Here is a 20,203-nt window from a genome sequence, read left to right as displayed (position 1 = left end):
ACACCGCAGACATGTCACCACGCCCCACCCGCAAGGCCCCTCGGTCGCGTCGTCGGCGCATCATCGGCGCGCTCGCCGGGCTCTTCCTCCTGATCGTGGTGCTCGGGGTGCTCGCGCTGCCGTTCCTCGGTGTTCCCGGTGAGGCCGAGGCAGCCAAGGAGGACCTCGACACCGCCGTGTCCGCCCTGCAGAGCGGAGACCTGCGGGCGTCGCGGGACGCGGTCGCCGACGCGCGAGAACACGTCGACGCCGCCCAGGGCGACATCCAGGGCCTCGGCGGGGACGTGTGGAGCGTCATCCCGTTCCTCGGGACGCCGGTCGCCGACGCGCGCCACCTCGTGCAGGCCCTCGACGACGCCACCGCCGTTGCAGAGATCGGCGTCGACCTGTCCCCGAAGGTGTCGGGGAAGCAGGCGACGCTCTTCCGCGACGACCAGGTCGACGAGGCGACGCTGGACGAGGTGCTCGAGGGGACGCGGCGGATCGCTGACCACCTGCGCTCAGCAGAGGCGGAGCTCGACGACGTACGCGGCACCTCACCGGTCGTCGGCACCACGATCGCGGCCCGTCGCGACGAGGCCGCCGCCCAGGTGACCCCGATGCTCGACACCTACGAGGGTCTCGAGCCGACGCTCGATCAGCTGCCGGCCTTCCTCGGGTTCGAGGGTGAGCGGAGCTACCTGGTCGCGATGCTCAACCCCGCCGAGCTGCGCTACTCCGGCGGCGCCGCCCTCGCCTTCTCACCCCTCTTCTTCGACGAGGGAAGCCTCGAGCTCGGCGAGTCCCGCACCGTGGCCAACGACCCCGGGCTGCAGACCGAGGCCTCGTGGCGCAAGGTGAGCCGCAACAACTTCCACCTCGGGAAGACGCGCGTGGCGAACTCCACCTTCGCTCCGGGGTGGTCGGTCTCCGGCGAGGAGCTCCTGCGCGCGTGGCGGGAGACCCACGACAAGCGTCACGACGGGGTCATCGCCCTCGACGTGGTGGCGCTGTCCAAGCTGCTCGGCGTCGTCGGCGGCATCGAGGTGCCCGGCTACGGCGAGGTCACCCAGAGCAACCTGGTCGAGACCCTGATCGGGAGCTACGACCAGTACTACCCGGACCCCAATGCCCAGGACAGCCTCAACGACCCCTTGATCCCTGCGTTCAAGGACGCCATGTTCAGCGGTGGCGACTACCTCACCAAGGCCCGCGCCCTGGGCGCCGCGGCCGACGGTCGGCACTTCGCCATGTACTTCCGTGACGAGGCGGTCCAGGAGGGCATCACGACGTTGGGTCTCGACGGCGACCTGGCCGACGTCGAGGGCGACTACGTCGGGGTGTTCACGCAGAACATCAACGGCAGCAAGGTCGACTACTTCCAGCGTCGCCGGCTGAGCCTCGACGTGACCCTGGGCAAGGAGGGTGCGGCGACCAACCAGCTGGACGTCGTCGTGGACAACGCCACCCCGCCGTACGCACTCCCGGTTCCCGATCCCCGGTTCGGCTACTTCACCCGGTACGCCGTCATCAACGTGGCTGCGTTCCTGCCCGCAGGCATCTCGATGGACCAGGCGACGTTGCGCGGAGAGAGCTGGGAGCCGAGGGTGCGGTCCCATTACCAGCACTCGTACGCCGTGGCTCGCATGGAGCTGGACCCCGCGACGTACGGCGAGGCGTCGATGGACTACACGGTTCCGGACGCAGCCACGGTGGACGAGGCCGGGAACCTGGTGTACCGGCTGGCCATCGACCCCCAGGGGACGGTGGACCCGCAGACCGTGGAGGTCAGGGTCCACATCCCGAGGGGGTACCGAGCCACGACTCTTCCGGAGGGCTGGTCGGCCCGGGGACGGACGCTCTCGTTCACGACCGGCGCCCTCGAGGCGACCCAGACGTGGGAGATCCCGATCGCGGCGACGGAGTCGACCCGATGATCGAGAGGTTGAAGGGCCTCGCGGTCCGCCACGTCAAGCCGCACCTCAGCGACGACACGTGGGCGCGGCTGCGCGGCGGGACGGACCCCGTGCGCCCCGACCTCACCGAGATCGCGCGCCGGACGGGCACCGACAAGTGGGGGCTCCACTTCTACACGCCCCACTACGAGCGCCACCTCGCGCACCTGCGGGACGAGGAGTTCGTGCTGCTCGAGATCGGCGTCGGCGGCTACGCCCGCTCCGGGCAGGGCGGTGGCTCGCTGCGCATGTGGCGTCGCTACTTCCGGCAGGCTCAGGTCGTCGGGCTCGACATCGAGGACAAGTCGTTCGTCGACCGGCCGCGCATGACCACCGTGCAGGGCGACCAGTCCGACCCGGCCGTCCTGGAGTCGATCGTCGAGCGCTTCGGCGTGCCCCGCGTCGTGATCGACGACGGCAGCCACCGGCCCGAGCACGTCAAGGCCACGTTCGACGTCCTCTTCCCGCTGCTCCCCTCAGGTGCGATCTATGCGATCGAGGACACCCAGACGTCGTACTGGCCGGAGTTCGGCGGCAGCGAGGACCGCGACTCCCCGGACACCACGATGGGCCTGGTCAAGCGCCTCGTCGACGGCCTCAACCACGAGGAGTTCCTCGACCCGGACTACACGGCGACCTACACCGACACCCACGTCCGGGCGGTGCACTGCTACCACAACCTCGTCGTGCTGGAGAAGGGCGAGAACCTCGAGGGCAGCAACAAGCGATCCGTGCTGCGCAAGCGCTACGGTCGCGCCTCCGCAGCCGAGCGCTGATCCAGGGTCGCGGTCACGAGGGCCAGCAGGGTCCGTGCGCGGTCGGAGAAGGTCAACGACGGACGGGGAACCGCGGGGTCCGGCACCGTACGGGCCAGCTCGTCGACCGCGCGGGCCACGTCGTCGGCCGTCCTCGCCACCACGACGTCCCGCGGGTCGAACACGTCGTTCACGCCGGCGACCTCGTCACAGATCACCCGGGCACCCGAGGCCAGGGCGTCGAAGACCCGGTTGGCGATGAACCCGTGGCGCGCCATGTCCGGCCAGTGGTCGGCCAGCACGATCCCGTGCCGCTGGTAGAGCCCGGCGAGCTCGGCGTTGTCGACGTGCTCGGCGCGCCACACACCGTCCGGGAGGTCCTCCCAACCTCGGCCGTAGACCGCGAGCGGGACCCCGGCCTCGACCGCCTTCCGCACCAGGGGGCGGTCCCGGTCGGCGCGCGCGTTGCCCACGAACACCACCTCGGCCGTGCCCCGGTCGCCGGCCGCCGCCTCGGCCGGGGGCACGAACTCCGTGGCCTGCAGCAGCGGGACGACCTCGCGTCCGGTGCGTGAGGACAGCTCGGCGCTCCACGCGTCCGACGCCGCGCACACGACGTCGTAGCCCTCGAGCTCCTCGGGGTCGACGTCGTCGGGGTGGCTGATCACCCACAGCACGTTGACCTGCCCCGGCGTGGGCGGGATCGGGAACAGGCCGCGCAGCGCCACCGAGACGTCGTCGAGGTGGGTGGGACCCGACTCGTGGGCGCCCCGACGACGGGTGACGACCTCCTGTCCGAGGTCACGCAGCGCCGTCGCCAGCGCGTCCGCGAAGTAGGTGTCGCCCCAGAGGTCGCCGCGGCGCCCGGGGCCGGACGGCAGCTTCAGCGACCACCGGAGACCCTCACCGACCCCGCGGTCGGGAGCGGTGCCCTCCTGCTGGTCCGGGTCCGGGGCGCGGTGCCAGGTGACCAGGGAGGTCGGTACCAGTCGGAAGCCCCCCGGGCGCATCCTCAGCAGCCGCTCGCCGAGAGGGTCGTCAGCCGACCACCCCCGGAGTGCCACGAGGTCGTCGGCCCGGACGGCCATGGCCACACCGCAGGTCGCCGGGAGCGCCCGGTCGTGGAGTCGCAGCGCGTCCTCCTTGGGGTGCCCGGCCAGCAGGTGCACGGGAGCGTCGTGCGACGGCGTGAGCAGTCCTGCGGAGTGGATGGAGTCGTCGGGCCGCAGCACCAGGGGTTGCACGCCCGCGACGTCCGGGTCCGCCAGCGCGTCGCGGAGCGGGCCGAGCCACCCGCGCCGCACGACGACGTGGGGGTCGAGCAGGACGACCACGTCCCCGGTGGTGCGTACGAGACCCAGGTCGGCGGCTGCCGCCTCGCCGGCCGGCTGCGCCACCCGGAACAGCGAGACACCGTCCCGGTCGTGGAACGACGCGTGCAGGCCGAGGGCGGCATGGGCCGGCAGCCCGGGCTCCACCACGACTACCTCCAGCTCGTCCCGGCCGTCCTCGAGGATGCTCTCCACGGCCCGTCGCGTCGCCTGGACCTCGGCAGCGACCACGACCACCGACGTACGGCCGGGAACGCGTGGCTGCGCCCCTGCCTCGTGCCAGTCGATCACCGGGAGGTCGGAGACCTGGGTGGCGCCGAGCGCCCGGGCGAGGTCGAGAGCCTGCGCCCGGGCAGCGGCCGGGTCGGCGGACCCGGCCAACGGACCGACCAGCCGCGGCCGGCCGTGCTCGTCCGCGAGTGCCTGGAGCACCTCGTCCACGCGGCCACGCCGCCACGCGCGCCTGACCTCGGCGGGCAGGCTGTGGAAGTCGAGGAGCGGGTGGCTGCTCAGCCGCTCCGCCATCCCGTGGTCGACGAAGTCGCGGGCCGCGTCGAGGGGTGACGCGAACGCGCGCCCGCGGAGGGCGGCGTAGAACGGCAGGTCGACCAGGCCGGAGTCCCGCCACCGCTCAGCGCGACGGAGCCCGGGCTCGGCATGATCGGTGCTGGCGGTCCTCCGGAGCAGGAGGCGGCGCAGACGCGACATGGGTTCCGATCTCGTGGCGGCGGGGGGAGCCGGGCGGCGGGTCAGCGGCGCGTGAGCGAGTTCAGCGCGGGGCGGACGTCGGCCAGGTAGACCAGGGCCGCGATCGTGGCCGCCAGGTTGATCAGGTTCATCGGCGACCCGCTCAGCAGCAGGTTGGCGACGACCCCGAGCCCGAGGATCGCCACCCACGTCGGCTTGGTCAGCTTGTCGGCCGCGCGGTAGTGCTCGGGCGTGAACATCAGGGAGGTGACCAGGGCGAAGATCTTCACCGCGAGCAGGGCAAGGCTCAGGACCAGCATGATCGTGGACTCGATCTGGAATACGTGCGGCACCACCACAGGGTACGCGGTGACGGCAGCCATGACCCGGGGACGGGACACGGCGAGGCCCCCGGGGAACCGTCCCCGGGGGCCTCGTCGATGCTCAGAACAGCGTCAGCTGTCCAACATCAGGTGCCTGGTCTCTTCAGTCGCCGACCTTCTCGGCGGCCTCGGTGACGGCCTGGGTGGCGTTCGACGCGGTGGTCTTGGCCGCGGTCGCGGTCGCCTTGGCGCTGCTCTTGGCAGGCGCGCTCTTCTTGGCGGCCGTCTTCTTGGTGGTGGCGGCCGACTTCTTGGCGGTGCTGGTGGCCTTCTTCGCGGTAGACGTGGTCGCCTTGGTGGCCTGGGTCTTGGTGGTCTTGGCCTTGGCGGTGGTGGTCTTGGCCGCGGTGGCGGTCGCCCGGGTGGACTCCTGGCGACGGATCCGGGTCACGAGGCCCTCGCCGCGGGTGACGAGGTCGCCGTAGGCGCTGTTGACGGTGGCGACGTTCTCGTCGACCAGGGCCTGCACGCGGGTCGGCAGCGCCTTGGCCTCGCCCTGGAGCTCGGCGACGCGCTTCTCGATCGACGTACGGCGGGCCTTGGCGTCCTTGGCGAGGGCGTCGACGCGCGCGTTGACGCGGGTCACGGCCTGGTCGCGCAGCGCCTTGGGCTCGAGCTCGACGGAGCGGACGTTCTTCTGGACGCCGGCGAGGCGCTTCTGCGCCTCGGCGACGTAGTCGCGGATCGCCTCGACGGCGAGGTCGGTGACGCCGACGCCGGCGTAGAGGGGCTTGGTCGCCTCGGACTTGATGTTGAACGTGGCCATGGCCAGCTCACTCCTTCTCGGTGGTGGTGTTGAGAGCCAGGAAGGACGCGTAGACGTCCAGCAGGGACTGCTTCTGGCGCTCGTTCAGGTGGGGGTCGTTCAGGATCGCGAGCTCCACGGACCGCTCGGGGGCGCCGGGCACCTCTTCGGGGCTGACGATGCCGGCCCGGATGTAGAGCTGCTCGGCGGAGATCCGCAGCGCCTTGGCGATCTGTTGCAGCACCTCGGCCGAGGGCTTGCGCAGACCACGCTCGATCTGGCTCAGGTAGGGGTTGGAGACGCCGGCCTGCTCGGCGAGCTGGCGCAGCGAGAGCCGCGACGCCTGTCGCTGCTCCTTGAGGTAGTCCCCGAGGGAACCCACGGTCTTCCCGACCTTGCCCTTGGCCATGTCCCCATAGTGCTAACTCCAGCTAGCAAAATGCAAACACAGCAAGCGTGATGCTGTTCACAGGGCCTCTCCCAGGGGCCGTCGGGCTGGGGTTCGTCCGCGAGCTGCCGGGTTCGTGCCCCTTGCCAAGGGCACACATCCCGGGTTTCCCCGGCCGGCCGGGGAGAGCCCCCAGGAGCCCCCACCCTCAGAAGCTCGCCCGGATCTCCCCCACCGGCTCGCCCCCACCGAGCAGCGCGAAGCGCCCGGTCCGGCGTACGGCCTCGGCGTCGACGGCCGGGTCGTCGAGGACCCCGCTGCGCTCGAGGGCAGCCGCCATCAGCACCGGCCGCACGCGCGCGGCGCCGTCGTCGGTCTTGAGCGCGAAGGAGCGACCGTCGGGCAGGGCGACGGCGTAGCAGGACTCCGCCCCCGCCTTGCCGATCGCGCCGGGGATCGCCGTGAGGAGCTCGCGCTCGTCGCGCCGGCTCCCGGAGACGTACGCCGGGAACTCACGGATCGCCCCCGCGACCCGGGCGGCGGCCGGGTCGGGGCGGTCCTGCCCGTCGAGGCCGAGGGCCAGCCGACGGAAGGCGCGGGCCAGGCCGGTCAGCGAGGTCGAGAGCAACGGCGCCCCGCAGCCGTCGACGGCGACGGCCGCGACCGGCTCGCCGGTCATCGAGGCGAAGGTGTCGGCGATGGCGAGCTGCAGCGGGTGGTCGGGCTGCCGGTAGGTGGCGGTGTCCCACCCGTTGGCGACGCAGGTCGCGAGCATGGCGGCGTGCTTGCCGGAGCAGTTCATCAGCACCGGCGCCTTCCCACCACCGGCCCGGACCACGGCCTCGCGGGCCGCGTCGTCGAGCGGATAGTCGGGCGGTGTCTGCAGCGCCGACTCGTCGAGCCCGGCACCGGCGAGGATCTCGCGGGCGCCCTCGACGTGGAAGTCCTCCCCCGAGTGGGAGGCGCAGGCAAGGGCGAGCAGCCGGTCCGGGAGGTCCAGACCAGCGCGGACCATGCCGAGCGCCTGCACGGGCTTGTTGCACGACCGCGGCAGCACCGGCGCAGCCACGTCACCGACGGCCCACTCGACCCCGCCGGCTGAGTCCAGGGCGACGATCGAGCCGTAGTGGTGGCCCTCGACGAAGCCGGACCGCACGATCTCGGCGACCGCAGGCATCATCACGGCGTCTCACACCTGTCGTAGTCGTCCTCGAGCCGCACGATGTCGTCCTCCTCGGTGTAGGCGCCCAGCTGGGTCTCCACGATCACCAGCAGCTCCCCGTGGTCGTTGCTGACGCGGTGCGCGACGCCCTCACCGACCACGACGTGCTGGCCGGTCCGCGCCACGACGACCTCGCCGTCGAGGAGGCAGGTCGCCGTACCGGCGACGACGACCCAGTGCTCCGAGCGACGGCTGTGGGTCTGGTAGGACAGCCGGTGGCCCGGCTGCACCTCGATCCGCTTGACCTTGAAGCCGTCTCCGGAGTCCAGGACCTGCCACGAACCCCAGGGTCGATCGGCTCGGACCTGCTCATCCGCTGACATGGCGTGCACCCTAGCCAGTCACCACCAGCCGCTTCGGTGGCAGGATGCATGCGTGCCGAACCAGCCTCTCCCGCAGCACTGCCCCACGCCCCGTGAGCTCGACGACCTGGAGCTGCTCACCACGGGCGCCCTCGCGCCGCTCGTCGGTTTCGGCCACGACGGCAGCCCCGTCACGCTGTCGCTGCCGGACGGCCTGGCCGACACGGAGGTCGTGGAGCTGGTCGACCCCGAGGGCCTCCCGCTGGCGCGCGTGACGACCGCGACGGGTGCGGTCGAGCCGCTGACCCACCACCAGTACGGCCCCTTCCGCCGGCTCTACCTCACTCCCGCGCAGGTGCGGGAGCAGTACGCCGGCGCCACGTTCGTCCCCGTCACGGACGCGCTCACCACGACCCAGCTCGACGAGCTCGCCTCGCTGGGCGGCCGGACCGTGCTGCTGGCCCTCGTCGGCACCGGCACCCCCGCCCTGTCCCCCGTCGCGACGATCCGCGCCACGCTCGCCGCCGCCTCGCGGATCGGTGCCGAGGTGGTCGCGGTCCCGCTGGCCTCCCACGGTGACGCCGAGGCCGACCACGCCCTCGGCGTCCAGGTCGTGGCGACGTACGCAGACGGCGACCCGGTCCACGCCCTGCCCGAGCCCGCGTCCGACGACGCGTGGCCCGACGACGTCGCCGCGATCGTCGAGGCCGACCAGCCGGCGCCGGAGGACCAGGGGCTCGTCCTCTTCTTCACCGGCCTCTCCGGCAGCGGGAAGTCGACGCTGGCCCGCGCGCTCATGGACCGCATCCTCGAGCAGGGAGAGCGCAGCGTGACCAGCCTCGACGGCGACGTCGTGCGTCGCCACCTCTCCGCAGGGCTGACCTTCTCCAAGGCCGACCGCGAGACCAACATCCGGCGGATCGGCTGGGTCGCGGCCGAGATCTCCCGTCACGGCGGGCTCGCGGTCTGCAGCCCGATCGCCCCGTTCGCCGAGACCCGCGCCCAGGTGCGCGAGATGGTCGAGGAGGCCGGCGGCGCCTTCTTCCTGGTCCATGTCGCGACCCCGCTCGAGGAGTGCGAGCGGCGCGACCGCAAGGGTCTCTACGCCAAGGCCCGCCGCGGCGAGATCCCCGAGTTCACCGGCATCTCCTCCCCCTACGAGGAGCCCGACGACGCCGCGGTCGTGGTCGACACCACCGGCCGCACCATCGAGGACGCCCTCGACGACGTCATCGAGGGCCTGCGCGCCTCGGGTCACCTCGACCTGGCAGGTGGCCCCGGATGACCGAGCCGCTGCACGTCCTCTTCGTCTGCACCGCCAACATCTGCCGCTCCCCCTTCATGGAGCTGCTGGCCCGGGAGCTCGCCGACGGCGGCCTCGAGGTCTCGAGCGCGGGCACGCACGGGCTGCCCGACCACCCGATGGACCCGGCCATGACGGTCGGCCTCACCCGCAGGGGCGTGGCCCACGACTCCTTCCGGAGCCGACCGCTGACGGCCGACCTCGTGGACACCGCCGACCTGGTGCTGACCGCGGAGGTCGCCCACCGCAGGCTGATCCTCGACCAGCAGCCGGGGGCGTTCCGCAAGGTCTTCACCCTGGGCCAGTTCGCCTCGGCCGTCCCGGACGCCGACGGCACCACCGGGCGCGCGCTCGTCGAGCTCGTCGGTACCCGGCGACCCCCCGCGTCGGCGTCGCTCGACGTCGACGACCCCTATCGCCGCGGACCGGAACGGGCGACCGCCTGCGGCGACCGGATCGAGGCGCTGCTGCGCGTCGTGGTCCCGGCACTCACCACATCGGGGAGGATCAGCGCATGATCGAACTGGTCACCGGCACCTTCTTCGCCATCCTGGTGGCGGGGTTCCTCGTCGGCATCGTGGTCGGGCTGACGGGCATGGGCGGCGGCGCGCTGATGACGCCTGCCCTGATCTTCCTCGGGGTCGGCGAGGCCGCCACCGTGGTCACGGCCGACCTGACGGCCGCCGCCGTCTACAAGACGGGCGGCGCGGTGGTGCACCACCGCGAGGGCACCCCCAACATGCAGCTCGCCAAGTGGCTGATCATCGGCTCGGTCCCGACTGCGCTGCTGGGCCCGTACCTCGTCAACTGGTTCGCCGGCGGCGACTCCGAGGAGCTCGACCGCGTCCTCAAGCTCTGCATCGGCTTCGCGCTGCTCTTCGCCGCGCTGACGTACGCCCTCCGCCTGTGGATCAACCTGCGCCGGGTCCGCGCCGGCCACCACTCGACCAGCGACCCGAGGATCCGGCCGATCCCGACGCTGCTCGTCGGCGCCCTCGGCGGCCTGCTCGTCGGCATCACCAGCGTCGGCTCCGGCTCGGTCATCATGATCTCGCTGCTGATGCTCTATCCCGGCCTCTCCGCGGCCAAGCTGGTCGGCACCGACCTGGTGCAGGCCGTGCCGCTCGTCCTCGCGGCCGCGATCTCCAACATCGCCCTCCACGGCCTCGACTGGGGCGTGCTGATCCCGCTCCTGATCGGCTCCGTCCCGGGCACGATCCTCGGCGCCCGGCTCGCCCCGCGGGTGCCGCAGTCGCTGATCCGGCGCGGCATCGTGGTGGTGCTGACGATGTCCGGGGTCGCGCTGCTCGACAAGGCCGGCTGGGCCCCGCTCGGCGCCGGCGAGGACGAGACCTCGCCGATGGCGATCGTCGGCGTGGGCCTCGCGATGATCGTGCTGGTCCCGCTGGTCTGGGGCATCATCCGGCGGACCCAGGGGCTGCCGATGTTCGGCTCCCCGACGGTCGCGGAGCTCGAGGACCCCGACTACAAGCCGGGCATCATCGGGATGAAGCGCGGCGGCAGCTGAGTCAGCGCGGAACGGTGATCGTCCGGGTGACGCGCGGCGCCTCGAAGCCCCCGCCGCCGGCGTAGGTGACCGTCAGGGTGTGGGTCCCGGCCCGCACCCGACGGTGACGGCCGATCGTGGTCGCGGCAGCGCCGCGGCTGAGAGTGAGGGTGCGGTCGGCACGGCCGAGCGTCACGGTGACCTTGCCGGAGGGCCGACGACGGACGCCGTCCGGCCCCTCGACGGTGACACGCACCGTCACCCGGCCCCTCCGGCTCGTCACGTCGGTGACGATCTGCGCCCGGGCTCCGACGTCGACCGCCGAGGTGGTCTGCGTGACCGTGGGCAGGCCGTCCTTGGCCAGGGTGACCCGGCAGCTGACCCGCTGGCCGATGTCGCGGGCGCGGGCACGGTAGGTCTCGACCTTCGCGCCGGCGCCGGGGATCGGCTTCCCGTTGCGCAGCCACCGCCAGCTGACGCTGGCGTCGCCGGGCGTGAAGCGGCCGGGGTCGCCCCGGAGCACGCGGCCGAGCAGCGCGGTGCCGGTGATGGCTGCCGGCTCGGTCACGGTGATGGTGGCCGGCTCGCTGCCGCCGGCCCGCCGGATCTGGCGCGCGGCGCGGCGGCGTACGGCGGGGAGCTGGGCGTAGAGGTGGCGGCCGGGGCAGGCGGTCTCGTTGGTGTCGCGATGGCCGTCGATCACCGGGAGGCTGACGGTCCGGCCGGACGGGAACCGGTCGCTGCCCTCGGAGCGCACGCTGATCCTGCCGCGCGGCTTGCGGCCGTAGGGGTGGAGCTTCCACGCCGCGATCGCCGCGACGGCGGTGAGGGTTGCTGAGCTGGGGGTGGCGACCTCGAAGTTGCCGATCACCGAGATGCCGGTCGACTCGTGGTTGAAGCCCAGCGTGTGGGCGCCGCGGACGGGACGCTGCGGGCCGCCCGCGCGGCCCACCCAGATCCGGCCGAAGCGGTCGACGAGGAAGTTGTAGCCGAGGTCGGACCAGCCGAGGTTCTGGGTGTGGTAGCGGTACATGCCGCGGACCAGCCCAGCGACGTCGCCGCGGGAGTAGTTGTTGGCGTTGACCGTGTGGTGGACGTGGACCTGCTTGATGGTCCGGTTGATGGTCGGCGTACCGCTGCGCCACCGCTCGTCGGCGCCCCAGTCCGCGCGGGAGAACATCGTCGGCATCGGCACCCGCCGCTCCGCCGTCTCGGCCTCCGCGGCGGCCAGGCCGCGGGCGAGCGGTGCCGCCTGCGTGTCGAGCGCGCGGCGGGCGGGGTGGAGCAGCACCAGCGTCAGCCCGCCGGGACGTGACCCTTCGACCTGGATCTGGATGCCGTCCGAGGCGCCGATCCACACCAGGTCGGTGCCGGTGACGGCGTTGCCCTCCCCCGAGTCGGGGTCGGGGGCGTCGTGGAGCCGCGGGACCGGCTGCCACGGCTGCCAGGCGCCGGCCACCCGCGAGCGGATCCGGATCGTGGGCGCCGGGGCCTCCTCGGGCCAGGTGAAGCCCACCATGGAGTGGGTGGAGGTCGGGAGCCGGCGGGTCTCCCAGCGCCCCTTCCCGACCCGTGGCAGCAGCTCGTCGCCGAGCCGGAGGTCGAGCGCGCGTACGTCGGAGTCGCCCTGGGCGGAGAGCAGCAGCGGCGGCCCGTCGGCGCCGGGGTCGGGATCGTCACCGGGGTGGAGCGCGACGCGGGAGGCGACCCCGACCGCGCCGAGGGCGACCAGCCCGCCGGCCGCGGCCTTGAGGAGCGGGCGCCGCCCCGAGAGGTCCGGGACCGGACTGCTTTTCGTCACACGCGCCACTCTAGATTTACAGTGACGGCAGACTCCGCAGCACGCGCGGCGGGTCGCGTGCCCGTGACTGGGCCCCCCAGCCCTGAGACGCTAGCGTTCAGCGACCCCGCGAGGAGGCCTGACCACCGATGACGCCGGATTGAGCGTCGCCGGGTGGGCACGGCTAGCATGACTCCCGCTGTCCCCGAGGAAGGTCCCGCAACCACATGAGCGCACCACCGACCCATGCCGACTACCAGCTGAGCCAGCTCGAGCAGCTCGAGGCCGAGTCGATCCACATCTTCCGTGAGGTCGCCGCCGAGTTCGAGAAGCCCGTCCTGATGTTCTCCGGCGGCAAGGACTCCATCGTCATGCTCCGCCTGGCGGAGAAGGCTTTCTACCCCGCCAAGGTCCCGTTCCCGCTGCTGCAGGTGGACACGGGCTACGACTTCCCCGAGGTGCTCGACTGCCGCGACCGCTGGGTCGACCGGCTCGGCACGCGGATGATCGTCGCCAGCGTGGAGGAGGCCATCAAGAACGGCATCGTCCACGAGGACGGCAAGACGACCCGCAACCGTCTCCAGATCGGCACCCTGCTCAACGCCATCGAGGAGAACGCGTTCACCGCCGCCTTCGGTGGCGGTCGCCGCGACGAGGAGAAGGCCCGCGCCAAGGAGCGCGTCTACTCCCACCGCGACGAGTTCGGCCAGTGGGACCCGAAGATGCAGCGCCCCGAGCTGTGGAGCCTCTACAACGGCCGGATCCACGAGGGCGAGCACATGCGCGTCTTCCCGCTGTCCAACTGGACCGAGCTCGACATCTGGCACTACATCGGCCGCGAGGGCATCGACATCCCCTCGATCTACTACTCCCACCAGCGGCGCGTGTTCAACCGCGGTGGCATGTGGATGACCGAGTCCGAGTTCAACCCCTGCCGCGAGGGCGAGGAGGTCGTCGAGAAGACCGTGCGCTTCCGCACGGTCGGCGACCTGACCCTGACTGGCGCGGTGGAGTCGGATGCCGACACCATCGCCAAGATCATCGACGAGGTTGCGGCCTCCCGCATCACCGAGCGGGGTGCCACCCGCGGGGACGACAAGTTCTCCGAGGCTGCCATGGAGGACCGGAAGAAGGAGGGCTACTTCTGATGGCCGACACCACCGCAGAGAACACGCAGACCACGATCGTCTCCGACGACATGGACCTGCTCCGCTTCGCCACCGCCGGCTCGGTCGACGACGGCAAGTCGACCCTGATCGGCCGGCTGCTGCTCGACTCCAAGTCGATCTTCGAGGACCAGCTCGAGGCGGTGGAGACCTCCTCGCAGGCGAAGGGGTACGACTACACCGACCTCGCGCTGCTGACCGACGGGCTCCGCTCGGAGCGGGAGCAGGGCATCACCATCGATGTCGCCTACCGCTACTTCGCGACGCCGAACCGCAAGTTCATCATCGCCGACACCCCCGGCCACATCCAGTACACCCGCAACATGGTCACCGGCGCCTCGACCGCCGACCTGGGCCTGGTGCTGGTCGACGCCCGCCAGGGCCTCACCGAGCAGAGCCGCCGCCACGCGGTGCTGCTCTCGCTGCTGCGCGTGCCCCACCTGGTGCTGGCGATCAACAAGATGGACCTCGTGGACTACTCGCAGGAGACCTACGAGAAGATCCACCAGGAGTTCAAGCAGTTCGCGACGAAGCTCAACATCCCCGACCTCGAGGTCATCCCGATCTCGGCGCTCAAGGGTGACAACGTCGTGGACCGCAGCGAGCACATGTCCTGGTACTCCGGGCCGACGCTGCTCCACCACCTCGAGCACGTCCACGTCGCCTCCGACCGCGACCTGATGGACACCCGCTTCCCGGTCCAGTACGTCGTGCGCCCCAAGTCCGACGAGTTCCACGACTACCGCGGCTACGCCGGTCAGGTGGCCGGCGGCGTGCTCAAGCCGGGCGACGAGGTCGTCGTGCTGCCCAGCGGCATGACCTCGACCATCGAGTCCATCGACCTGTTCGACCAGCAGCTCGACGAGGCGTTCCCGCCGATGAGCGTGACGGTCCGCCTGGCCGACGACGTCGACGTGTCGCGCGGCGACATGATCGCGCGGGTCAAGAACGCCCCCACCCCGGCTCAGGACATCGACGCGATGATCTGCTGGATGACCAACAAGCCGCTGCAGCCGCGGCAGAAGCTGGCCATCAAGCACACCACCCGGACCGGACGCGCGATGGTGAAGGACCTCCAGTACCGCCTGGACGTCAACACCCTGCACCGCGACCAGGACACCCAGGAGCTCGGGCTCAACGAGATCGGCCGCGTCACGCTGCGCACCACGGTGCCGCTGCTGTGCGACCCGTACTCCAAGAACCGCACCACCGGGTCGTTCATCCTGATCGACGAGCAGACCGGTGTGACGGTGGGTGCCGGGATGATCAACTCCGGCAGCTGAGCGTTCTTCACGTCTCGACGCCGAGCCATTCGAATCGGCTCGGCGTCGAGATACGCTCGCGACGGACTTCGTGCTTGGCGTCTGGCGCTCAGCGGCGAGGCGCAGCGGCGGCGGCACGACCCTTGTAGCGTTCAAAGCGGCGGACCGACCACGCCCGCCGTAGTCCAGGAAGACTGGAGCGCTCCCGGACTACGACCGCCGTGACCACGGTCAGATCGCGTATCAGCGCGGATGCAGCGCTGCCCGGCCGTTCGGGACCAAGCCTTGCCCTCATTAGGAACCGATTCTGCACGCCCAGCAGGCGCTGCAGAGGGCTGGTGCGTTCAGCGTTGCGTGCCCCTCGCCGATGCCGGAAGCCAGGAGTGGGGTGGATGAGGCATGAACCTCCCATGACTCGGATTCGGCGCCCTAGCTCGGCGTCCTCACGGTAGGCGAGGAACAATTCGTCCAGAAACTCTCCACCGCCGTCGAGGAGCTTGGCATGGGTATCACGAGACAGCGTCAGCAGTGCTCCGCTGACGCCGTCAGCTGAGTGGACCCAGTCGGGCAATTGCACCGCCGGCTGCCCCTGGTCGGCGTCGAAGTGCCGTGCATCTCGGGACCACACGATCCCGGCCGAGTCGATCACCTCACCCTCGTCCGTGCGCGTCACAAGGTGCGGCCCATGGATCGCGAACCCTTCTGCGTGCTCTTCTACTGATGCCCAGTAGCGCTCAAGAGCGTCTGGGTCCATGTCCAGATCAGGATTGAGGAGTGTGACCCAGTCGGCACCGGCCGCGAACGCTTTGTCGGCAAGGTAGTTGTGGCCCCCCGCAAATCCAAGGTTGTCCGCACGGACGATCACCCGGCACGTGGTTCCCGACGTGGCAGCGGAGCACGCGCGATTCACCCCGGCCGCCAAGGGGTCATCGGGGCCGCTCCCTGAAACCAGCACTTGGAGCAGGTCCGGCGGGCGACTCTGCGTGAGCGTGCTCTCGATCGTGCGGAGCACAAGCACGGGGTCGGAGTTGAAGACGATCACCGAGACGGCATGCATCATCGCGTCCTCCAGCCAGCTTCCATCGAGGGCATCGCCTCGGCGATCCGCTCCGCCCTGCGGCTCCATGCGTGATCGGCCGCGAATCCGTGCCGCTGGCTAGGCGTGATGACCGTTCGAGCAGCCCCCGAGAGCACGTCGTCGACGCCAACGCCTCGCTCGAAGACCTGGCCGAGGTCGCGTGAGATCGCATGTGGCCACAAGGCGTTGGGGACGCACACCGGAAGCCCCATCGCAATTGCCTGATAGGCCTTCATCAGGTCCTGGCTCAGCGTGTAGTCGGACACCACGTGTGGGATGGCGAACACAGTTCGCTCGCCTACGTCGCCAGCCATTGATTGCAGTGTCATCGACGTGCGAGCTTGCACTGGGCGTCCAGCCGTCCTTGCCCGCGTGACCATGGCGTCCACGCGCGGGTGCTCGCCAACGACGATCACTTCCTCCATTGAGGGGGCATGCAGGATCTCATCAAGGAGTCGCCAGTCCGTACGCCCATCGAAGAAGTGGCCCATGACGATCACCCTGAGGCGGTCGTCGCCGGTGGTCGGGACCGCGGCCAGGTCGGGCGACACCCCGTTGGGCACGAGAACGGTCGGTCGCGGGCGCAGCTTGAGTTGCATGTAGCGGGAGTTGACTGTGACGAGCGCCGGCGAGGAAGCCGCCCGCAGGGCGCGATAGTTGCGAGCGGCCAACAGTCGCACACCCCAAGACATGTCCGGAGCCAATGAATAGTCGTCGTAGGCATCTATCCACGTCGCCGCCTCGGCCTCTCGGACGAAGTAGAGCGGATGGAAGCACCACGAGGGGCTGCCGGTTTGGGGGCGGACCAGCGTGGCCACACGCGAGGCATCCCGCAGGCCCGACCCGGAGCGCCCTCCGCGCTCCACCATTGGCTCGATGCCCATCAGCTTGCTGACCTCGTCCAGCAGACGCGCGGGCCGACTCGTGAAGGCAAGCCCCTCCGGTACCGGAGTAATCACGCGCACGACGCTCGCCTCCATCGCATCAGCAGGCAAAGTGCAAGGAAGCCGGCCATCGGGAAGGTGCTGGCCCCTGAGAAGCCTGCGACGTGAGCTCCGACCGACCACGCGATGACGTAGCCGTAGAGGGCCAGCCCCGCCCGTCGTTCCTCTGCCGTGAGACGCGCGACTGTCGCGAGCCGGGAGAAGCGAACGGCTAGCCATCCCATCGCCAGGCCCCCGAGTAGAACGCCCGGCCAGCCGAAATTGACGTACCCCTCACCCGCCAGCGTCGGTGGTATGCCACCTCCCACGAACTCCTTCCCCGACGCCTCCTTCAACTTCATGTCGAGAGTGTCCTGATGTCCAGGCAGAGCTGTGACGAAGAGGCTCGCGTACGTCGCTCCGTACTGCCTTGGCAGCTCACCGGCGTCGATCAACGACACCGCGAGCTCGGCGTTGGAGGGCACCACCCGGGCATAGTGACTGAACGCGGTCAGCCCCACGGCGGCGTAGTTGCCCGACTCGATGTCGGACCGGTACTCAGGAAACGTACGGAACTCTGGCTGGGTCACGATTCGGTAGGCACCCAGCCCAATCACCGCTACAGCCATGCCCGCGATCGCAGCCCCGAACGCCAACTGCCGGTACCGCCCAATCTGCAGCCTTGAACGATTCCCAGCGTTGAGCAGCACAAGAACGCAGGGCGTCACCAGGTAGAGGATGGGGCTGCGGTTGGCAAGCCCGGCGACGACCAGGGCGGCGCAAACGGGCAGCAACCACGCGGACCTATGCCTCGTACAGATCAGCACGATCGAAGCGGGGATCATCATGTAGGCGAGGAGCCGCACGTACCCAGTGCCGGACGCGGCCGCATCGACGCGCCCCTGCTCGACGCTATCAGCGAGGAGCGGCACGCCCGCTCCCACGAAGAAGTACAACCCGGCCGCGACTCCGACCACCATCAGTCCGACGGCCAGTCGTGGTCGCGGGGAGACAACCCAGTCGCGACCCCGCTCCGCGAGAAGCATGCCGATGGCCATGCCAGCCGTCACGACGATCGAGAGCTTCGCGACGACCGACTGGACGTCCGGCAGGAGGGTGCCGGATACGAAGCCGATGACCACCACCGGCGCCATGAGTACGACGACCGGCCTCAGTATCCAAGGCATCGAGTTCTGACGCGCGCTCATCAGCACGACCGAAACCACCGCGGCGGCAACAGCCGCGAAGGACCACGGCGCCAGAGTCGCTGCCGCCGCACCGAGCACCGTCACGGCTGCCGCAAGGGACAGGGCTGCATTCAGGGACCAGGCGCTCGGAAGCGCGAGATCCGAGACCTTGCTCACGAGGCGGCCCCCACCGGGCGCAGGGATCCATGACGAGCGCTCAGGACGAGCATCACAGTCAGCACAACGGTCTCGGCAATCACGATTCCTAGGGCATTGATGGCAGCCAGCTCCGCCGTCAGCGACACGAGCACAGCCACCGTAGCTCCAGCTGCTGCCGCGCCGGCGACCAGACCCGCGTGGCCGTGCACCCGAATCCCTGCCCCGACGAGCGGGTTGGCCAACGCCATCGGCAGGACGCAGAGGAGGACCGTCAACGTCCAGACAGCATCACCGGGAGCCACCAAGGGGCCAATTGCCGCCGTTGCTGTTGCTGCCAGGGCGGTTGCGGCCACCAGCAGCCCCACGGCCCGTCGTCGAGGAACAAGTTGGCTGAGTCCTTGCCGCCCACCGATGAGAATCAACGGGGCGCTACCCGCCGACACCAGCACCAGTGCCTGAACAGGGTAGATGGCGGTCGCGAGGTAGCCAGCCTGCTCCACTGCCCCCTTCATTCCCAGCGCAATCACGCCGACACGCCACGTCACGTTCGCAGCAACGGTGCTGGCAACGAACGGCAGCGCGTGCGTGATCAGCTCCCGCGCAAGGGAGCGCCCTGCCCGTGGCGGGCGGATCACCAGGATTGTCAAGAGACATCCGAGGGCTTGGCCGGCCAGGAACAGCAGTATCAGGGCCTCGAGCTCGGCCCCTGCGACGAGGCCAGCGAGGAAGGGGACTGCGCTGACGCACCGGTCCGCGGCCAGAACTCTCATTTCGCGTGCAGGGCTCTCCAGCCGCAGTCGGAGTCGACACGTCGCGGCAATGGAGGACAACACGACCGCGACTGCGGCGAGAGACAGAACGGTGGCTGTCGCTGGAAGGGCAAGCGGAAGGAGGAGGGGAGGCAGGACGGCGACTGCGAGGAGCGCGGCCACCATGAGCCGCAGGGTGAGGAGCGACGACAGGGTCGCAGGAGCCGGCCGACCGCTACCTACCAGCAGTGAGGCGGAGGAGTCGAGCCCGCCTTCAGCAATACCGATGCATAGCGTGACCGCAGCGACGACACCCGCGAGGGCGCCAAACTCTGCAGCCGGGATCAGGAAGGAGGCCCCCATGAGGGCAATGAGGGGGACGGCGCGCGCGCAGGTGGATACGAGCCCGTAGCCGACCAAGGCTCTCCCGGAGGGCGAGATCAGCACTTCTCCAGGAAGACGTGATTGCCCGAGTCCTGCACCACCCTGCACAGCCCGCTTCGAACCCAGCCCCGCACCATCTTGCGCTCGTCGGGGCGGTCGGTGTCATCGACGAGAACGAGGGCGCCCGCGGGCATCCGCTCCTCGATGACGCGCCTCGCCGGGGAGCGACGCCCTTTGCCGTCCCAGTTGGGCGGCCCGTCGACCAGCAGCGCATCGACACGTTCAGGCAACGCCGAGACCGAGTCGCCGGAGTACCACGCAGTCTCTTCGGCTGTTGCGCGCAACGGCGCATCCACCACCGTCACCCCGCTCAGACCCCAGCCCGTGGCCGCCGCCCGAATGCGGTCGCCGTACACAGGGTCGTGCTCAACCGCGTGAACTCTGGCATGCGGGACGGCGCGGGCGAGCAAGAGCGTGGAACTCCCCGGGCCGAGCTCGACGACCTGCGGGGTCTCCATGGCCGAGACACGGCGGATCCACTCCGTCACCGCGGCCGGCCCCAAGGCCCAGCCACCCATCGTCGGCCAGGTCTCACCGGTGCCCATCAAGCCCGCAAGGGCCCACCGCGCGTTGGCGTCGGACTCGCGCGCTTCGGCGTCGACCCGGCTACGGAACAGCGACTCCGAGATCCATCCGACCAGCACGACCAGCAGCATCACCTCCACCGCGGAGGCCCGATCAGTCGCGAGGTCGATCGCCACAACAACCACCATCAGCACGATGAGCCCAACGAGCACTGGGCGGCGAGCGATGAACCGGGGGCGCGACATCATGAACCTCAATCGTGTTGGCGGGCCGTCAATGCACCAAGCGACTACGCGAGCATCCTAAGGAGGGCGTTGCGTGGCGCCCAGTCGCCCCGCCCGGCGGGTGACAATCTGCCCTCCGGTGGCGGCCG

19 protein-coding genes are annotated in these 20,203 nt (G+C 70.4%); 7 read left to right on the top strand and 12 right to left on the bottom strand.

What is annotated here, in order from left to right:
• Nucleotides 1–11: 11 nt before the first annotated feature.
• Nucleotides 12–1,916, top strand: coding sequence for a DUF4012 domain-containing protein (locus EXE57_RS14865; protein ID WP_135078809.1), 1,905 nt, complete (start codon nt 12–14; stop codon nt 1,914–1,916).
• Nucleotides 1,913–2,710, top strand: coding sequence for a class I SAM-dependent methyltransferase (locus tag EXE57_RS14860; protein WP_135078807.1), 798 nt, complete (start codon nt 1,913–1,915; stop codon nt 2,708–2,710). The genes EXE57_RS14865 and EXE57_RS14860 overlap by 4 nt, the downstream gene beginning before the upstream one ends.
• On the opposite strand, the gene EXE57_RS14855 is transcribed toward EXE57_RS14860, so the two are convergent.
• The 6 genes from EXE57_RS14855 to EXE57_RS14830 form a co-directional block, all read right to left on the bottom strand.
• A complete protein-coding gene (locus EXE57_RS14855) occupies nt 2,680–4,728 on the bottom strand; it encodes a glycosyltransferase family protein (protein WP_135078805.1) in 2,049 nt (682 codons plus the stop codon). The two genes, EXE57_RS14860 and EXE57_RS14855, sit on opposite strands and share 31 nt — an antisense overlap.
• A gap of 41 nt (nt 4,729–4,769) precedes the next feature.
• The gene (locus EXE57_RS14850; RefSeq protein WP_208542868.1) at nt 4,770–5,060 is read right to left on the bottom strand and encodes a DUF2516 family protein; all 291 of its coding nucleotides are present in this window, start codon (nt 5,058–5,060) and stop codon (nt 4,770–4,772) included.
• 133 nt (nt 5,061–5,193) lie between these two features.
• Nucleotides 5,194–5,856 carry a hypothetical protein gene (locus EXE57_RS14845; protein WP_135078801.1) on the bottom strand — a complete coding sequence of 221 codons (663 nt, stop codon included), beginning with the start codon at nt 5,854–5,856 and terminating at the stop codon, nt 5,194–5,196.
• A gap of 7 nt (nt 5,857–5,863) precedes the next feature.
• Complete coding sequence (locus EXE57_RS14840) at nt 5,864–6,244, bottom strand: helix-turn-helix domain-containing protein (protein ID WP_135078799.1); 381 nt, start codon at nt 6,242–6,244, stop codon at nt 5,864–5,866.
• 187 nt (nt 6,245–6,431) lie between these two features.
• Nucleotides 6,432–7,403, bottom strand: a complete 972-nt coding sequence (locus EXE57_RS14835; RefSeq protein WP_244247095.1) for an asparaginase — start codon at nt 7,401–7,403, stop codon at nt 6,432–6,434.
• Nucleotides 7,403–7,768, bottom strand: a complete 366-nt coding sequence (locus EXE57_RS14830; protein WP_135078797.1) for a phosphomannose isomerase type II C-terminal cupin domain — start codon at nt 7,766–7,768, stop codon at nt 7,403–7,405. The genes EXE57_RS14835 and EXE57_RS14830 overlap by 1 nt, the downstream gene beginning before the upstream one ends.
• A gap of 52 nt (nt 7,769–7,820) precedes the next feature.
• On the opposite strand from EXE57_RS14830, the gene cysC reads away from it, so the two are divergent.
• The 3 genes from cysC to EXE57_RS14815 are packed head-to-tail and all read left to right on the top strand — an operon-like array spanning nt 7,821 to nt 10,578.
• Complete coding sequence (gene cysC / locus EXE57_RS14825) at nt 7,821–9,032, top strand: adenylyl-sulfate kinase (RefSeq protein WP_244246856.1); 1,212 nt, start codon at nt 7,821–7,823, stop codon at nt 9,030–9,032.
• Entirely contained in the window at nt 9,029–9,568 is a 540-nt protein-coding gene (locus EXE57_RS20240) for an arsenate reductase/protein-tyrosine-phosphatase family protein (RefSeq protein ID WP_135078793.1), read from the top strand. The genes cysC and EXE57_RS20240 overlap by 4 nt, the downstream gene beginning before the upstream one ends.
• Nucleotides 9,565–10,578 (top strand): sulfite exporter TauE/SafE family protein, encoded by a 1,014-nt coding sequence (locus EXE57_RS14815; protein ID WP_135078791.1) that lies wholly within the window; start codon nt 9,565–9,567, stop codon nt 10,576–10,578. Before EXE57_RS20240 ends, EXE57_RS14815 begins: the two co-directional genes overlap by 4 nt.
• A 1-nt stretch (nt 10,579) precedes the next feature.
• Here EXE57_RS14815 and EXE57_RS14810 read toward each other — a convergent pair whose 3' ends face one another.
• Complete coding sequence (locus EXE57_RS14810) at nt 10,580–12,358, bottom strand: N-acetylmuramoyl-L-alanine amidase (protein ID WP_135078789.1); 1,779 nt, start codon at nt 12,356–12,358, stop codon at nt 10,580–10,582.
• Between the two features lie 206 nt (nt 12,359–12,564).
• Here EXE57_RS14810 and cysD point away from each other — a divergent pair, with 206 nt between their 5' ends.
• Together cysD and cysN are read left to right on the top strand one after the other, a co-directional pair.
• Nucleotides 12,565–13,485: a sulfate adenylyltransferase subunit CysD gene (gene cysD / locus EXE57_RS14805; RefSeq protein WP_135078787.1), complete on the top strand. Its 921-nt coding sequence runs from the start codon at nt 12,565–12,567 to the stop codon at nt 13,483–13,485.
• The gene (cysN, locus tag EXE57_RS14800) at nt 13,485–14,786 is read left to right on the top strand and encodes a sulfate adenylyltransferase subunit CysN (RefSeq protein WP_135078785.1); all 1,302 of its coding nucleotides are present in this window, start codon (nt 13,485–13,487) and stop codon (nt 14,784–14,786) included. The genes cysD and cysN overlap by 1 nt, the downstream gene beginning before the upstream one ends.
• 88 nt (nt 14,787–14,874) lie before the next feature.
• On the opposite strand, the gene EXE57_RS14795 is transcribed toward cysN, so the two are convergent.
• Genes EXE57_RS14795 through EXE57_RS14775 form a run of 5 tightly spaced genes read right to left on the bottom strand, consistent with a single transcriptional unit; the run spans nt 14,875 to nt 20,078 of the window.
• Complete coding sequence (locus EXE57_RS14795; RefSeq protein WP_135078783.1) at nt 14,875–15,891, bottom strand: glycosyltransferase family 2 protein; 1,017 nt, start codon at nt 15,889–15,891, stop codon at nt 14,875–14,877.
• Nucleotides 15,822–16,823, bottom strand: a complete 1,002-nt coding sequence (locus EXE57_RS14790) for a hypothetical protein (RefSeq protein ID WP_135078781.1) — start codon at nt 16,821–16,823, stop codon at nt 15,822–15,824. The genes EXE57_RS14795 and EXE57_RS14790 overlap by 70 nt, the downstream gene beginning before the upstream one ends.
• Complete coding sequence (locus EXE57_RS14785) at nt 16,799–18,130, bottom strand: oligosaccharide repeat unit polymerase (protein WP_135078779.1); 1,332 nt, start codon at nt 18,128–18,130, stop codon at nt 16,799–16,801. Before EXE57_RS14785 ends, EXE57_RS14790 begins: the two co-directional genes overlap by 25 nt.
• Nucleotides 18,127–19,308, bottom strand: a complete 1,182-nt coding sequence (locus tag EXE57_RS14780) for an oligosaccharide flippase family protein (RefSeq protein ID WP_135078777.1) — start codon at nt 19,306–19,308, stop codon at nt 18,127–18,129. The genes EXE57_RS14785 and EXE57_RS14780 overlap by 4 nt, the downstream gene beginning before the upstream one ends.
• Nucleotides 19,302–20,078 carry an O-methyltransferase gene (locus tag EXE57_RS14775; protein WP_135078775.1) on the bottom strand — a complete coding sequence of 259 codons (777 nt, stop codon included), beginning with the start codon at nt 20,076–20,078 and terminating at the stop codon, nt 19,302–19,304. The genes EXE57_RS14780 and EXE57_RS14775 overlap by 7 nt, the downstream gene beginning before the upstream one ends.
• Between the last annotated feature and the right edge of the window lie 125 nt (nt 20,079–20,203).

Origin of the sequence: Nocardioides euryhalodurans (genome assembly GCF_004564375.1) — a bacterium.
GTDB classification, from domain to species: domain Bacteria; phylum Actinomycetota; class Actinomycetes; order Propionibacteriales; family Nocardioidaceae; genus Nocardioides; species Nocardioides euryhalodurans.
This window is presented reverse-complemented; position numbering and strand designations above follow the sequence as displayed.